General features: G+C 67.3%; 14 protein-coding genes and 1 pseudogene. 6 read left to right on the top strand and 9 right to left on the bottom strand.

Annotation, left to right across the window (positions count from 1 at the left end):
• The 5 genes from J8M51_RS39940 to J8M51_RS39920 all read right to left on the bottom strand — a co-directional run bounded on the left by J8M51_RS39940 (nt 1) and on the right by J8M51_RS39920 (nt 5,568).
• Nucleotides 1–1,722, bottom strand: coding sequence for a sensor histidine kinase (locus tag J8M51_RS39940; RefSeq protein WP_086764194.1), 1,722 nt, complete (start codon nt 1,720–1,722; stop codon nt 1–3).
• Nucleotides 1,719–2,459, bottom strand: a complete 741-nt coding sequence (locus J8M51_RS39935; RefSeq protein WP_193241596.1) for a response regulator transcription factor — start codon at nt 2,457–2,459, stop codon at nt 1,719–1,721. The genes J8M51_RS39940 and J8M51_RS39935 overlap by 4 nt, the downstream gene beginning before the upstream one ends.
• A gap of 329 nt (nt 2,460–2,788) precedes the next feature.
• Complete coding sequence (locus J8M51_RS39930; protein ID WP_267299923.1) at nt 2,789–3,679, bottom strand: DUF2797 domain-containing protein; 891 nt, start codon at nt 3,677–3,679, stop codon at nt 2,789–2,791.
• A 173-nt stretch (nt 3,680–3,852) separates the two neighbouring features.
• Complete coding sequence (locus J8M51_RS39925; protein WP_086757517.1) at nt 3,853–4,074, bottom strand: hypothetical protein; 222 nt, start codon at nt 4,072–4,074, stop codon at nt 3,853–3,855.
• Nucleotides 4,075–4,251: 177 nt separating this feature from the next.
• Complete coding sequence (locus J8M51_RS39920) at nt 4,252–5,568, bottom strand: M23 family metallopeptidase (protein WP_086757496.1); 1,317 nt, start codon at nt 5,566–5,568, stop codon at nt 4,252–4,254.
• A 333-nt stretch (nt 5,569–5,901) separates the two neighbouring features.
• Between J8M51_RS39920 and J8M51_RS46490 the strand changes: the two are divergent.
• Nucleotides 5,902–6,441, top strand: a pseudogene (locus J8M51_RS46490) (site-specific integrase); the annotation flags it as partial.
• Nucleotides 6,442–6,535: 94 nt separating this feature from the next.
• Here the strand turns inward: J8M51_RS46490 and J8M51_RS39915 are convergent.
• Both J8M51_RS39915 and J8M51_RS39910 read right to left on the bottom strand, forming a co-directional pair.
• A complete protein-coding gene (locus J8M51_RS39915) occupies nt 6,536–7,228 on the bottom strand; it encodes a hypothetical protein (RefSeq protein ID WP_086757498.1) in 693 nt (230 codons plus the stop codon).
• A 463-nt stretch (nt 7,229–7,691) separates the two neighbouring features.
• Nucleotides 7,692–7,844, bottom strand: coding sequence for a hypothetical protein (locus tag J8M51_RS39910; protein WP_179203186.1), 153 nt, complete (start codon nt 7,842–7,844; stop codon nt 7,692–7,694).
• A 330-nt stretch (nt 7,845–8,174) separates the two neighbouring features.
• On the opposite strand from J8M51_RS39910, the gene J8M51_RS39905 reads away from it, so the two are divergent.
• The gene (locus J8M51_RS39905) at nt 8,175–9,740 is read left to right on the top strand and encodes a HEAT repeat domain-containing protein (protein ID WP_179203187.1); all 1,566 of its coding nucleotides are present in this window, start codon (nt 8,175–8,177) and stop codon (nt 9,738–9,740) included.
• Nucleotides 9,741–9,861: 121 nt separating this feature from the next.
• Here J8M51_RS39905 and J8M51_RS39900 read toward each other — a convergent pair whose 3' ends face one another.
• On the bottom strand, nt 9,862–10,332 hold the full coding sequence (locus J8M51_RS39900) for an NUDIX domain-containing protein (protein ID WP_086757502.1): 471 nt from the start codon (nt 10,330–10,332) through the stop codon (nt 9,862–9,864).
• A 2-nt stretch (nt 10,333–10,334) separates the two neighbouring features.
• On the bottom strand, nt 10,335–11,078 hold the full coding sequence (locus J8M51_RS39895) for a helix-turn-helix domain-containing protein (protein WP_086757518.1): 744 nt from the start codon (nt 11,076–11,078) through the stop codon (nt 10,335–10,337).
• A 119-nt stretch (nt 11,079–11,197) separates the two neighbouring features.
• Here J8M51_RS39895 and J8M51_RS39890 point away from each other — a divergent pair, with 119 nt between their 5' ends.
• The 4 genes from J8M51_RS39890 to J8M51_RS39875 all read left to right on the top strand — a co-directional run bounded on the left by J8M51_RS39890 (nt 11,198) and on the right by J8M51_RS39875 (nt 14,338).
• Nucleotides 11,198–11,428 carry a hypothetical protein gene (locus tag J8M51_RS39890; protein ID WP_086757519.1) on the top strand — a complete coding sequence of 77 codons (231 nt, stop codon included), beginning with the start codon at nt 11,198–11,200 and terminating at the stop codon, nt 11,426–11,428.
• 245 nt (nt 11,429–11,673) lie between these two features.
• On the top strand, nt 11,674–12,117 hold the full coding sequence (locus J8M51_RS39885; protein ID WP_086757504.1) for a glycine-rich domain-containing protein: 444 nt from the start codon (nt 11,674–11,676) through the stop codon (nt 12,115–12,117).
• Nucleotides 12,118–12,235: 118 nt separating this feature from the next.
• A complete protein-coding gene (locus J8M51_RS39880) occupies nt 12,236–13,030 on the top strand; it encodes a protein kinase (protein WP_398858010.1) in 795 nt (264 codons plus the stop codon).
• A 1,155-nt stretch (nt 13,031–14,185) separates the two neighbouring features.
• Nucleotides 14,186–14,338 carry a hypothetical protein gene (locus tag J8M51_RS39875; RefSeq protein WP_256965174.1) on the top strand — a complete coding sequence of 51 codons (153 nt, stop codon included), beginning with the start codon at nt 14,186–14,188 and terminating at the stop codon, nt 14,336–14,338.
• The last annotated feature ends 12 nt before the right edge of the window (nt 14,339–14,350 follow it).

Raw genomic sequence — 14,350 nt, 5'->3', positions numbered from 1 at the left:
TTATGCCCGTGTGCTCACACTGTGGTGTGCCTGTGAGTCCGATTGCGGGCGTGTTGCGCCGGTCACCAGGTCGTTTCCGTCGAACTCCGCATCGAACTCCGCGTCGAACTCACCGTCGTGCTCGGCGTCGTACTGCGCGTCGTCGAGCTGCCAGTTGGCGGCGTCGTCGTACAGCGGCACGTCCCGGCCGAGGGCCGGCAGATGCACGGTGAACACGGTCCTGCCGGGCACGCTGTCGACGGTCACGGCACCGCCGTGCGCGTCGGCCACGGCCTGCACGATGGCGAGGCCGAGGCCGGTCGACCCGGACGCCCTGGACCGCGACGAGTCGCCCCGCGCGAACCGCTCGAACACATGCGGCAGCAACTCCTCCGGGATGCCCTGGCCGTCGTCCTCGACGTCGACACACATCCACGGCCCGCGCCGCTGGACGCGTGCGGTGACGGTGGTTCCGGGGGGTGTGTGCGTACGGGCGTTGGCCAGCAGGTTGACGAGCACCTGCTGCAGCCGGGCCGCGTCCGCCGACACCAGTGCGGGCATGTCGGGCAGGTCGAGCCGCCAGCTGTGGCTCCGCCCGGCGACCCGCGCGTCGCTGACGGTGTCCACGACGAGGGGGATCAGGTCGGTCCGCTCGAACTGCAGCGGCCGGCCGGCGTCGAGCCGCGCGAGCAGCAGCAGATCCTCGACCAGCATGGTCATCCGCCCGGACTCGGACTCGATCCGCCCCAGCGCGTGCCGGGTGTCGGGCCCGATCTCCTCCCGGCCGCGCCGGGTCAGCTCGGCGTACCCGCGGATCGACGCGAGCGGCGTCCGCAGCTCATGACTGGCGTCCGCGACGAACTGCCGTACGCGCGTCTCGCTCTCCTGCCGTGAGTGCAGGGCGCCGTGGATGTGGTCGAGCATGCGGTTGAGCGCGGCCCCGACCTGGCCCACCTCGGTGTGCGTGTCGGTCTCGGAGGCGGGCACCCGCTCGTTGAGCGTCACTTCACCGGTGTGCAGCGGCAGCTCGGAGACCCGGGTCGCGGTGGCCGCCACCTTGCGCAGGGGGCGCAGGGCGACACCGACGAGGACGGACCCGGCGATGCCCGCGGCGATGAGACCGGCGCCGGTGACGCTGAGTTCTACGGCTATGAGGGTGCTGAGGGTACTGGTGACGGACTCGGTCGGGAGGGCGACGTAGAAGTTGCCCTTGCTGCCCTCGACATAGGTGACCCGGTATTCGCCGAGGCCGGGGATGTCCACGGTGGAGATGCCGGTCTTCGACACCGAGCCGAGGGCGGCCTCCTGCTCGGTACTGAGAGCGTCGGTGGTCATCCCCTCGAAGCCGTCGCTGTCGGACGTCTTCTCCTTGGCGACCACCGCGTCGGTGACCCCGCCGTCCGTCCCCACCTGGGCGACGACGGTGTACTTCTCGGTGCCGCCCTTGGTGACGAACCCGAAGGGGCCGTCCGGCGGGATGTTGTTGCCGCCTCCGCCCCCGGGGATCTTTCCGTCCGGCGGACCGGCGGCGCGCTTGGCGACCTCTTCGACCTGGGTGTTCAACTGCTCGTTGAGATGCTCGCTCAAGGCGATCGTGGTCACCGTCCCGATGACGGCGCACACCACCGCGATCAACGCCACCGCGGAGACGACGAGCCGCGTACGCAGCGTGCGCGGCTGTCGTCCCCGCCCTCGCCGCAGCCTCGGCTGCGGCTGCGCACGCGTCCGTCGTCGCCCGCTCATGACGAGGCGGGCTTGATCAGATAGCCGGCCCCACGCCGGGTGTGGATCATCGGCTCGCGCCCGGCGTCGATCTTCCGCCGCAGATACGAGATGTACAGCTCGACCACGTTGGCCTGGCCACCGAAGTCGTACGACCACACACGGTCGAGGATCTGCGCCTTGCTGAGCACGCGCCGCGGGTTGCGCATCAGGAACCGCAGCAGTTCGAACTCGGTGGCGGTGAGATGGATGTTCGCCCCGCCGCGCGACACCTCGTGGCTGTCCTCGTCGAGCATGAGGTCACCGACGACGAGCACGGAGTCGGAGCGGCGGTCGGCGGCACCGGAGCGCCGGATCAGCCCGCGCAGCCGTGCCACGACCTCTTCGAGGCTGAACGGCTTGGTCACGTAGTCGTCGCCGCCGGCGGTGAGCCCGGCGATCCGGTCCTCGACCGCGTCCTTGGCGGTGAGGAAGAGCACCGGCACGTCCGGCAGCTCGCGCCGCAGCCGGCCCAGGACGGTCAGGCCGTCCATGTCGGGCAGCATCATGTCGAGGACGACGGCGTCGGGCCGGAAGTCCCGGGCGGTCTGGATGGCACCCGTGCCATCCCCCGCACTCCGGATCTGCCAGCCCTCATAGCGCAGGGCCATGGACAGCAGTTCGGTGATCGACAGCTCGTCGTCCACCACAAGCACTCGGACGGGGCTCCCGTCCGGCCTCAGCAGTTCGGTGCGCCCCTGGGGCGAGGTCGTGGTCATGCTGGACACCCTGTCGGGGCCCCCTGAGAACACCCTTTCCGGAACCTGTGATTTTTCTGAGAAACGCACAGGTGCCTCTCAGGCAACCCTTGGGCAGATCCCCGACTTCCCGGACACCACCCCGGTCGACCAGCACCTTTCTGATCTTCCGCACGGCAATCCCCGGGCCGCCTCACCGCGATCCCACAGCTTCCCCACCACAGGGAGCGACCCCGTACGCCCCCGCCCTGACCGCCTCTTTATGCAAGCGCCGTCATGCTTCGCCTCCCGTACGCGCTCCGGTCCGCAGTCCGGGGTCCGCAGTCCGGGGTCCGCGGTCCATGCGGAGGTCAGAACAGCCCCTCCTGCACACTCCCGTCCCCCCGCCCCCGCCCCAGTTCCCGTACGGGCACGGTGAGCACGTCATACGCCGCCTCGCCGACGGGAGCGGTCAGCTCCCACCCCGTCATGAGCCGCGTATCGAGAACGACGACCCCCCGCCCGGTGGCCAGATGCAGATCGGGCCCGGCGACGGCGAGCACCTCACCGCCCACGGCCCCGCCCGGGACCAGCTCACCCACCACACCGTCCGCGGCCGGCAGCCCGTCGAGCCCGAACACCCCGAAGTGATCGACGGCCCGGAAGGGAAGCGGCGTCAACGACTCGGGCCACCCCGCGAGCCCCTGGGCCCGCGCGTGCAGCTCCGCCAGCTCACCGAAGCGCTCGCCGACGGCCGGCAGCTCGGCCCGCACACCCCGCTTGTCGGCGTACGGAATCCGGTCCGGCACCCCGAGCGCGGCCCGCAGCACCTCCTCCGCCCGCCGCGCGGCCATCAAGGGCCCCCGCCCGAGCCACCCGAACGAGACCGCGCCCTGCTCCAGCAACCGCGCCGGGCCCCGCTCGACCGCCGTGATCCCGACCTTCACCATGCCGGGCCCGAACCACGCCAGGTACACGTGATACGGCCGTGGGTCGTCGGCGATCGTGTCGGCGGCCACGGAATGCGCCCGGTCCAGCCGCGCACACTCCTCGCACCGGGCCCCGGTACTCCGCCCGGGCACACCCGCACGCAGCGGGCAGGGATTACCCCGAGCCCCTACGCAGGTCCGCCGCCCCTCGCCCGTGACCTCGAAGGCCACCGCCTTGCCCCGCGGCAACGGGCTCCCGCGCCCGCCCGCCCAGCCGAGCAGCGGCCCGTCCGCACTCCACCGCAGCCCCGTACATCTCCATACACGTGCCACCCCCACGACATTAGAGGGCACCACTGACAACGCCTCCGACCAGCGAAGACGTCCAGCCCGGCCGACTCAGGGGGGACAGGGGTCGACTTGACACGTGCCACGACGGGCCGGGCCGGGGCGGAGCGGGGGGCGACGGCCTGGGCTCACCCCGCGTCGCCCCGTACCACCCCGTCCTAGAGCTTGCTCATCTTGGTGTACGGGCTCAGGATCCGCTGGCGGACCGACCCGAAGTCGACGAGCGCCGCGATCCCGTCCTCGATACCGATCACCCGGCCGAGACCGTACATGTCATGCGTGACCTGGTCCCCCACCGCGAAGTGCTTGGGAGGCGGGGCGACCGGGGCCTTGAAGGGACTGGTGGGCAAATAGCGCTTCGGTGCACCTGGCTTTGTCATCGCGACCAGTATGCGCCCCCGCGTCTCCCCCGGTCCGCCGCGTTCCCTTCCCAGCCCTCTCCCCAGGACCGTCTCCCGCCCCGTGACCAGCATCGACACCACTGCCGAGGGCCCCGGATCTCGCCGGGGCCCTCGGTCACCACACCGCACCCGGCCGTCGGTCCGGGCGGCGTCCGGTCAGAACCTCAGCACCTCGCGGTCGAGCGGATACCGCGCACGGTGACGCCCGTCGTACGGCGACGGTGTGATCGGCAGGACGCCGGTCGGCTGCAGGCCCAGGTTGTCGTCCCAGATCCGGGGTTCGACCTGTCCGACGACGCGGAAGTGCCGGAAGGTGAACGGCGGGCTGTCGGTCGGGAAGAACTCGGCGGTGGTCATCACCTGGAAGTGCAGGTGCGGCGTGGTCGAGTTACCGCTGTTGCCGATCAGCCCGAGGACCTGGCCGGGTTCGACCTGGTCGCCCTCCCGGACCTCGAGCGAGCCGGGTGCCAGGTGGGCGTAGAGCAGATAGCGGCCCGGCGCGACTTCCACGGTGACGTGGTTGCCGACGGTGTCCTCGATCGGCGGGACGGGCGGCGTGACGGGAGGCGTGTTGTCCGGGATGCCGTCCTGGACCTCCACCACTCTGCCGCCGGCCGAGGCCACGACCGGCTGACGGTAGCTCAGGTAGCTGGTGAGCTGCGCGGGGTCACCCTCCCAGGTCTGCCCCTCCCTCCCGACCCGGTACCAGTCGATCGCGAAGCGCTGCGGCACGTAGAAGCGTCCGTTGATCGGGGCGAGACCGCGCCGGTGGTGGGTGTTGCCGCAGCAGGACTCGCTGGCGTACCAGGTGCCGGGACGGACCGGCGGGCCCAGGTTCAACGGCGGTCTGTGGGCGACCCGGGTGGCCTGCACCGTCTCCTCGAACGGGGAGGGGGTGGGGGAGGACAGGACGGCACCCGAGAGACGGTGTTCGAGGACCTTGGGCACCGGCTGACCGCGGTCGAGGACCAGGTCGAGCCAGATCACCCACTGCTGGGAGCCCGGGATGACGGTCGGCGTCGGCCCCGGAGGCGCCGGGGTGTACCCGTCCGCACCCGGCAGCGGGTCGCCGACCGGGTTGGCGGCATCGGCCAGCGCCTGCCCGCTCAACGACCCGACGACCCGGTGCGTACGGGCGTCCTGGACGTCGACCCGGTCGAGCCGCAGCGACGTGCTGGTGGACAGCGAACTCGTGGTGAGCAGTTCGTACGAGATGTGCGTCTTGCCGTCCGTGGCGACGAACGGCGTCGGTTGGGTGATCACCGCCGCGGTCAACGGCGTGAACTGCGCACCGGGCGCCGAAGCGGCGGCACCGGCCCCGTCTCCCGGACCTTGCCCGTGTCCCTGTCCCTGTCCCTGTCCCTGTCCCTGTCCCGCCGAGGTCACCAGCATGCCGGCCGCGAGCACGGCAGCGGCGAGCCCGCGGAGTAGCGGGCGGCGGCCAGTGCGTTTGCGAGGGTCGCGCTCTGCCATTGCGCTCTTTCCTTCGTCGGATCCGGGACCGTGAAGGACACCGGCACGCCCCGCGCCGAGACGCAGGGCCCATGTAATCCGGCCCCACACCACCTCGCCCGGAGGGCACCGAGGCCAGGCACCGAACTGCACCCGTCCAGCCCCATCACCCACGACGAAGCCCCCTCCGGGATGTTCCCGGAGGGGGCTTCGACCTGCTTTACCTGTGTGCACTCGGCAGGATTCGAACCTGCAACCTGCTGATCGGTGGCTCTGCAGAGATCGGCCAGGGAGGGGCATACCGATCGTTGGGGATGATCAAAGGTGTTGGGGTGGCTGTTGCCCAGGATCTGCTCGGGGCGTTTCACGGACGGCGCACTCACCCACGAAGATCCGTTCTTCGGTGCCTGGGCCCTCGGGCGCCGCCGGAGTGAAGTCCGCGGTCTCACCTGGAAGTCGAACGGCTTCCAGAGCGTGAGTTGTACGTGGATCACCAGTTCGCGCGGGCAGGCCGTCGGATCCTCCCTGCCTCAAGGCGCTCCGCATGCGTCACGCCCAGCAACCCGCGAACCGGAAGGCGGCCGGGGAACTCTGGCAGGACCCCCGCGGCCTGGTCTTCACGACGAAGTACGGGACACCCATCAAGCCGGGAAACCTCACCCGCATGGTCGCCCTGCGGGTCCGCCGCGCCGGCCTCCGCGTGATCCCGCTCCGTAGCACCTGGCACACGTGCAGTTCGCTGCTCGTCGCCCTCAAGGCCCACCCGAAGCCGCCCAGCGCATCCTCCGTCACGCCCAGATCGCCATGCCAATGGAGATCCATGCCGAGGCGAGAGAGGAGGAGAGGCGGACGGCGCTCGGCATGCTGGCCAATGCCGCAGGCGGTACGGCCTGACAGCGGCCAGCCACACTGCGATGCCACTGGAGGCCTCTGGATCTCGTCCAGGGGCCCTCAGCCGCCCCCGAGGAGCGGCGCCAGCCATATGCGCTCAGAAGGGAGGAGGGTCCGGGTGAGAAGGTGCACGATTGGCGCCCTTGAGCAGGTTGATGATCCGCTCATGGGTGTCTCCGACTCGATCAGCCACCTGCACCCTGATGAATACGTTCTCCACCTCGCTCATGGCCTCCTCCGTGAACCAGCCCAGGAACATCAGCTGTTCCCCTGGGATGGGCCGACCATGTCCTACGAGGTCGAGGGCAAAGTCTCGCCTACTGCGTAGCGCTCGGCTTTCCATCGAGTCCACCGCCGCCTGATGAGTCAGCCAGTCCGAGGAGTCAGCGGCACCGCCCCGGGCTTTCGCGGCGGGCGTGTAGGTGACCCAGTAGCTCAGATGCGTCGCAACAGCCACGTCCTGGCCACCGTTGAACAAGTGGCACGCCCAAGCCAAACGGCCGTCTTGAGCCATGCCCTCCATGACACGACCGAAGTAGCCGATGGCGGGTCTGACAGCGCGCGCGTACTGGGCGCGAGCCAGAGTTGCCCCGCCCGTGGCGAGGACGGCCGCCGTCGCGCTCTGGATGTCCAGGAGCTTGAGCTTCCACGGCCAGTCACGGGTGAATCGCGGCGGGAGGTTCTCCCGGACCACGGTGTAGCAGAAGAGCAACACCGCGAGCCCAACGAGTACCAGTAGGAACTTTGAGAAGAGCCCATTCCGGTGGATCACGCGCTGCGTCGTCTCCATGCCACGCCCCCTTCGCCCCTGCCCAGTTGATCAAACTCTAGGGAGCAATCTCGGATGGAGACAGAGGGCATGGACGCTTGGGTACCGCACTGAGCTAAGTGACGCTGTGAAAGCGCCACCAGCCCGTTGCTGTACGCCCCCACAACGCAAGAGGCCCCGGATCTCTCCGGGGCCTCTCACCTGTGTGCACTCGGCAGGATTCGAACCTGCAACCTTCTGATCCGTAGGATCGGGCAGCGCGTTGGCCAGGGGCTTCAGCTACACCCGGCTTGATCGCTGATTGTCATGATCAATGCTCTCAGTGTGCCGTCGTTGCCGTCAGGGTTGCCGTCATCCGCCGGATCGCCGTACCTCATCCCTTGATCCCGTGCACGGCTGGAGCCCCGGTCGAGATGACCGGGGCTCCAGCTGTGGTGTGCTGTTCGTGGCTCTACGAGGTGCACGCGCCCACCGGGCGCCAGCCTCAGCCGACTGTCACGGAGAATCCGTGGCCCATCAGGATCAGTCCAGCCACGATGACGCCCACCGTTACCAGGATGCTGATCAGGCGGGCCGTCCGGCGCTCCTCGCCCATGGCGTACCGGACAGTCCGCCACCACTCCCTATCGAGCTTCAAGCTCCTCACCTCTCCTTCTGTGCAGGTGAGTTGAGCATCGGCGACTCCTCGCAGCGATGATTCATGGCGGTACGCTGTGAGGCACAAAGAACCGTGGTGAATCGTGGTGAACCGAGACCTCGACTCCACGACCGGGGGAGGGTCGCTTTGCCAGGATCAGCAAGTAGGCCTGTGGGTATCCCTGGCCACATTCCGCCTGGTCCTCTGCGTACATGGTTGGAGTGGCTGGCTGAGCTACGGGTGCGGGCTGGAATGCCGTCCTTGTCTGAGGTGGCTCGCAAGGCGAGTCAGCGAGGAGACACCTGCAGCACTGCCACTGTCCGAAGGCTCTTGGTCGGTGAGACCACGAGCTACAGAGCGGCCCAAGCCCTGGCCTACGCCATGGCTGACATGGATAGGCGGCCTGTGGTCGGCAAGCCGTCGGATGACTGGGATGCGTTTGATGCCAAACTCAGCTCCCTCCTCTCGGAGGCGATTGAGAACAAGAGCGCAAGCCCGGTGGATGAGGAAGCGAAACCTCTCGACAACGAACATGCCGTCCTCCTAGCGGCCACTCGGCTTACGGATAGTGAAAACCGCAAAACAGCACTACGAGCACTAGTCCAGAGATGGCCGCGCAGTCTGGAAACCAGAGACGCTCTGGTGCGCCTAGCCCAAGACGAGCAGAGTGAAATCCAGCTAGCTGCAATACACAGCCTGGCACTCGAATGGCCTGGTGACGTCACAGCAAGGGAATCACTCGTCAATGCACTCCAAGCCGATAAGCAGCGCGCCCAGATTGTCGCCATATGGGGACTCTCCGAAGGCTGGGCTGGCGACGTCGTGGTTCGCGACGCCTTGGCGGCCCTGACTCTCCACAGCTCTGCACAGGTCCGAGAACTTGCCGCTGAGGGTCTGGCAAATGGGTGGGCCGGTGATACAACTACCCGAGACGTCCTCTTACCTCTGGCGCAAGACAGGGTTCAAACCGTTCGGGAGACAGCGGTTGAGGTATTGATGACCGGGTGGTTAGGCGACATTGCCGTCCGTGACGCTTTGCTCAATCTTCTGCGATCCGATATTTCCTCGGTACGAGAGACTGCCGCCGAAGCTCTGATTTCAGGCTGGGCAGATGACACTATCGCCGAAAATGCCCTACATCCCCTCTTGCACGACCCGGCCCCTACGGTCCGATGGGCCGCCGAGCGGGCCCTCTCTCGAAGCGAGAATTCTCCTGCTGCACCTCGATCATCCTCCGCAAAATCTACTTCGAGCGTGGACTCTAAAAGCTCAGGGGTTACTGACTGTGACGCTCACCTTATCGCCGTTCGTCTCCCACGCGACTTCAGGACGGAGATGCCGCTTCATGCGATTTCAGCGCTACATCGAGGAATTGGACTCGACTCTCCCATAACCATCGTGTCGGGCGTCAACGGTAGCGGTAAGTCAATCCTGCTCGCCGCACTTGGTCTGCGCATCGGCTGCATCGGCCAGGAACAGAGGCGACGAATGAGATATCTTCCGCCTCTAGCCGTCGAACTGTCAAGCAAACTTGAACTCCTCTGGCGCGAGCAACTCACGCCCGAAGAGTGTCTCTACATGCCAAACGAGAACGAGAGACATCTACGCGATTTGTCAACTGACACGACAAGACATCGACTCGTCCTTATTGACAATTGGATGAGTTCCCTGAGCGCAGAAAGAAGAGAGCTGGAACTAGCCAGGCTTAGGCAGCACGCCGAAAGCGGATGCCAGTTTGTAGTCGTGGCCAATCACGAGAACCTCGATCTCGCAAACGAAAGGGTAATTCAGCTTGAAGGTCGCCGTATGCGCGATCAGATGCAGTTTCTAAAAAATAGCCGCACTGCCCGAGGAGAAAAAGCGACCCGGTTTGGCGCGAGCAGGAATCCGTACTAGGCGATGCTCCATCGCCACTGGACTCACCCCAATGTCACGCGCACCCTCCCTGCGGGGGCCTGTCGGCCACGCGTGACCAGCCATTACCTATCGTTACGGGCTCCAGATACCTGCCAGACCATCAGCCGAGGTAGGGCCACTCTCGGCACTCTAGAAAGTGCCGTAGCCGTAGCTGCTGCGTGTGGTGCATGGGCAGCTTGGCTAGCTCATCCACCGGAACGAATCGCAACTCCGTGGATTCGTGGGAGATTTCAAGTCGTCCGCCAACTACTCGGGCGGTGAAGCAGACATTGAACTGTCGACGCACCTCACCGTCTGTGTAAGCGATGACGTGGCGCGGGTCGGTGTAGGTCCCGACGAGCCCGGTGATCTCCACGTCCAGGCCCGTTTCCTCCTTCACTTCGCGGACGGCGGTTCCTGGCAACGAGTCGGTCATCTCCATGCCGCCGCCGGGCAGCGCCCAGAGGTCGTTGTCTCGCCGGCGCTGTAGAAGAATGCGTCCTTCGTCGTCGGTGACCACCGCAGACGCCGCGACGACCAAGCTGTTGGGCTTGGGGGCGTCCGGATCGTCGTAGTACTCGGTGCGTGTCATGGTCACCCTTCTCGGACTGGCGTCGCGGTCGCCCACACCGCGTCGAAGCTGTCGGCGTAGGTGTCAAACATGCCGCCTGCCCCACTTCGGCGCAGGTGCCAGACCGGGGCAGCGTAGGCGTTCACGCCCCAGACGTGTGCGTTGACCAGTGACTGATCATCAGCCCGGTAAATCGAGTTGTAGAGCGTCGTGGCGTGGGTCCGCACCTCGATGCCCGGTACCCCCACAAGGGGGCGATAGTGCATCAGCGCGAGGCGGCAACGGGACTGGATCCCGTGGCCGAACTGTTCTTCCTCGCCACGCTGCTGGACGTTGGAGCTGTCCGCGTCTCCGAGTGTGATGCGGACGGCGCAGCCCTCGGCCGCTCGCTCCTTCAAGAGCTCGTTGAGTCTCGGGTACGCCTCGTGCAAGAACACTGCCGCGTAGACCAACACATCGATGTGCTCGCGAGCCTGGCTCAGCATGTCCACGAAAGTGGACACGGGGATGTCCGCCCGCTGGTCGTAGAGGGCCACAAGTTCCGGGCTGATGGCGCGGGCCGGGCGTGCCTGCCTGAGTGATGGCCATAGAGCGTGCACGTCTTCTCCTAGCGTTTCTGCTGCCAACATGGCCGTAGCTCGGCGCGGCGTACGCCCCAGGTTGACCCATCGTTCGACGGACTTGGGATCGACTTCGACCTTGTCCGCGAGGGCGTTGTACGTCCAGCCGCCGGCCGCCATGGCAGCACGCAATCTCTCGTTTGGCATCTCAATCTCTCCCAGCATCCGGGGACGGCACTAGGGACGTTCTACCCCACGCGGGACGTCCCAAAGTGGGGTTTGTCGGTGGTTCCAACGTCCTGATGGGCGGCGGGAAGCTCGTGGGCATGGCGAGCAATCAGCAGACCAGGCCAGGCATCGGCGAACTGGCGAAGGACAGTGCCAACGGACGCGTCGGCGTCGTCATGGGTCAGATCGGCGGTCGTGTGCAGATACGGCCGGTCTGTGGCGGCCGGGAGTGGGATGCCATGCCGGGCAACGTCGTGGCCCTCAGTGCTCGGGAAGAACTGAGCGCACGTTTGGCCATGAAGAACGGCAACAGTCGGGCTGGGTTGTGATGCGCGCCGTCGGCCGTTACGCCGGGGTCCTGTTCATCATCTGCGTCAGCGGTTCGTGCGGATTGGTGATCGGTGTGGCCCTCGGCATTGGCCAGTAGACCGGCCGCCCCGAACGGGTGCCGTTACGGCTCCCCCGTCCCCGTTCGGGGCCGGCCTCCAAGCCCGCTCGCGATGGTCTTCGAGCCGTGCTCGGTGATCGCGACGGCAGGTAAGTGCCCTGCACCTCTCACACCAGGAGACTGCACATGACGGCAACAGCGAACGATCAGAAGACCGGTCGCGCGGTGGCAGGTGAGGAGTTGTTCCAGAGCCTCACTCACTTCGTGATCACTCACAACGGGCAGTCGCCCGAGCGTGCCGAGCGGATCGCGGACCAGGCGGTGGCGTTCGTGGCCACGGCGGCGACCGCCACGGTTCCCATGGTCCCTTCGGATGACGTGGACCTCGGCCTTCACGCGCTCATCCTGCACACGAAGGAGTACGCCGGGCTGTGCGAGCAGTACGCGGGCCGCTTCCTCCACCACAACCCGAAGCCGGGCGGTGGGGCACGAGACCCTGAGAAGGTCGCCGCCTCGGCTCACGCCATGAAGGCGGCCGGGTTCATGGTCTTCGACGACCTGTGGACCGTGGACGGCACGAACCTCGCGCAGTGCGACTCGGACTGCGGCCGACCCTACGGTCAGGACTGACCCCACCCAACAGCGACGCGACCGGCCTCGACTCGGGGTCGGTCGCGTGCGCCTGGAAGGAGAAGAGACGTTGCCCGGCTCAACCGCTGAACTGCCGATCGTGGTGCTCGACGCGCTCATGCCCACGGCTCAGCGCCTCGTCATCAACCGCCGGGGCTCCACGGTCTGGGAGGTGCAGAGCCCACGGGGTCACTACGCCGTGAAGCTCGGCCACCCGATCGAAGCCACCGCCGACTGGGACGCCCAGCCCTGGACCGCGCTCGCGCCGGCGCGCGAGGGCGCCGTACTGCACCGGCTCGGCCTCGACCTCGACGCGATCGCTTACGGCGAGTGGGAGCGCGGGACGTGGAACTTCCAGCCGTGGCGCGAAGGGCCGGACCTGTACCGGCTGTGGGAGCTCTGCCGTAAGCCGGACTCGTCCATCGCGCCGCACCCCAGCGTCGCCCTGGGATGCGTCGAAGCACTGGCTGAACTGCACGCGAAGGGCTGGGCACACGGAGACGTGCAACCATCCCACTTCATCATCGGGCCCGACCGGACGCACTTGATCGACCTCGCCCTCGCCCGTGGCGGAATCGTTCCCCAGGGGTACGACTTCCCGTTCCGCGGCTGCCTCGTCCACTACGAAGCACCGGAGATCGCCCACAGTGTCCTCGCCACCGGGGAGGCCGACCCCACGCCGGAAGCCGACATCTACGCCCTCGGCGCGTCCCTGCTCATCTCCGCCACCGGCTGGCGAGCGGTCGAGTACCCGGACGACGCTCCTCGCCCCGTACAGAGAGAAGCCGTGGCCAACGGTCGACGTCGCGCCGTGAAGGCGCCCGGTGAGCTGGGTGAACTGATCGAGGCCATGCTCAGCCACGCTCCCGAGGACCGGCCGACGATCTACGAGGTGGGTAAAGCCCTGAACTGATCCCAAAGCCCTGCTCACCGTCCGTTGCTCGATACGGCGGCGGGCCGACAACAACAGACCGGACCACCCCTCAGCCTGGACAGCATTCCGGGTGGTCCGGTCGTGGAAGCCCTGATCAGGAACCCGGTGCCGATGGTACCGGGGTGGTCGGCGTGCCCGAATGCGGGTGCGGCCACAACCTCGGCTTCCTGTTGTCGAGTTGGAGAGGGTCACTGGTGAAGTCCCGTCGAGGAACGCAGTTCTGGCCTCAGCCACCGAAAGTCAGCCACAACGGCGGGTGCGCCGAACGAGCACCCGTCACGTGTGCCTCCAGCAACCCCGTACGGGCCTCAGCCACGCTGCCCGAATACGTCGCGGACCGTGCTCCCGGCTGCCTGGGCGTTGTGAACGTACGGACAGCACTCCACTCCGCTTCGTGCCTCTGGTGCGATTCGGCGGGCGGTGGCACGGTGCGCTCGTCACCGGGGCGCTTCGGTGTGGTCCTCGCGCTCGGGACGGTCGAGTTGCTTCCCGCTGCTCTGGCAGTCCGCATCGGTGGTGTTGCGTGCTGAGCGGCCGGGGGCCGCCGCAGCGGTGGCGGAGACAGGGAGCGGCGGCGGCCCGTGGCCGCCAGCGCGCGCGGACCGCCGTAGGCGGGCCGCCTTGATCCAATCCAGTAAAGAAACTCTGAACAGCACGCAGGGCAATGGTCAACAACCGAGGAGAGGCACGGATGCCGTGGGCAGGGTCCGGCGGCTCGGACAGTGCGGCACGGAACGACGGCGCGGCAGCAGGCGGGGAGCGATGACCGAGCACATACCGGACAACGAAATGGGGTCGACCAGCATTCACGTCGGGGACACGGATCAGGTAGTCGCGCTGATCGAGGAGATGCGGGCCATGGTTGTCCGCCTCAGCAGGGAGACCAGGGAGTTGCGAGAGGAAGTGGCCCAGCTCAGGACTACGACTCCGACTGCTGGGCTGCCTTCAACTCCTCTACCTCACGGCGTAGTTCCTGATGATCAGCGCTAAGGGCGCGGATCTCGTCGCGTAGGGATGTGAGGCCCCACGACTGGTTCCGACGCCCCCAGCCCTGCGGAGCCGATCACCCTTCCGGCCCCGCCCCCGGCCTCGATCGCTCCTCAGATCGCCCCGGCTCCCGCTCCCGCTTCACCCGTGGTCAAGGTCCCTGAGCCGCTGCTGACCGAAGCACGCTCCATCGCGACATCCCACCGCACCGAGCACGGCGAGCCGATCACAGCGGCCCAGCTCAAGACGCGACTCGGGATCGGCCTGCCCATGGCCACCGCGCTGCACGCCGCTCTGTAGGGCCGCCCCTTC

Source organism: Streptomyces griseiscabiei (assembly GCF_020010925.1).
Lineage (GTDB): Bacteria > Actinomycetota > Actinomycetes > Streptomycetales > Streptomycetaceae > Streptomyces > Streptomyces griseiscabiei.
Note: the sequence above shows the minus strand (reverse complement) of the source record. Positions and strands in the feature narration are given on the sequence as shown.

Bases quoted from the DNA above. Each gene is read 5' to 3' on its own strand.
- J8M51_RS39920 (WP_086757496.1), bottom strand. From the start codon at position 5,568: ATGGCAGAGCGCGACCCTCGCAAACGCACTGGCCGCCGCCCGCTACTC.
- J8M51_RS39885 (WP_086757504.1), top strand. From the start codon at position 11,674: ATGACGGCAACAGCGAACGATCAGAAGACCGGTCGCGCGGTGGCAGGT.
- J8M51_RS39900 (WP_086757502.1), bottom strand. From the start codon at position 10,332: ATGACACGCACCGAGTACTACGACGATCCGGACGCCCCCAAGCCCAAC.
- J8M51_RS39895 (WP_086757518.1), bottom strand. From the start codon at position 11,078: ATGCCAAACGAGAGATTGCGTGCTGCCATGGCGGCCGGCGGCTGGACG.
- J8M51_RS39890 (WP_086757519.1), top strand. From the start codon at position 11,198: ATGGCGAGCAATCAGCAGACCAGGCCAGGCATCGGCGAACTGGCGAAG.
- J8M51_RS39880 (WP_398858010.1), top strand. From the start codon at position 12,236: ATGCCCACGGCTCAGCGCCTCGTCATCAACCGCCGGGGCTCCACGGTC.
- J8M51_RS39940 (WP_086764194.1), bottom strand. From the start codon at position 1,722: ATGAGCGGGCGACGACGGACGCGTGCGCAGCCGCAGCCGAGGCTGCGG.
- J8M51_RS39935 (WP_193241596.1), bottom strand. From the start codon at position 2,459: ATGACCACGACCTCGCCCCAGGGGCGCACCGAACTGCTGAGGCCGGAC.
- J8M51_RS39925 (WP_086757517.1), bottom strand. From the start codon at position 4,074: ATGACAAAGCCAGGTGCACCGAAGCGCTATTTGCCCACCAGTCCCTTC.
- J8M51_RS39915 (WP_086757498.1), bottom strand. From the start codon at position 7,228: ATGGAGACGACGCAGCGCGTGATCCACCGGAATGGGCTCTTCTCAAAG.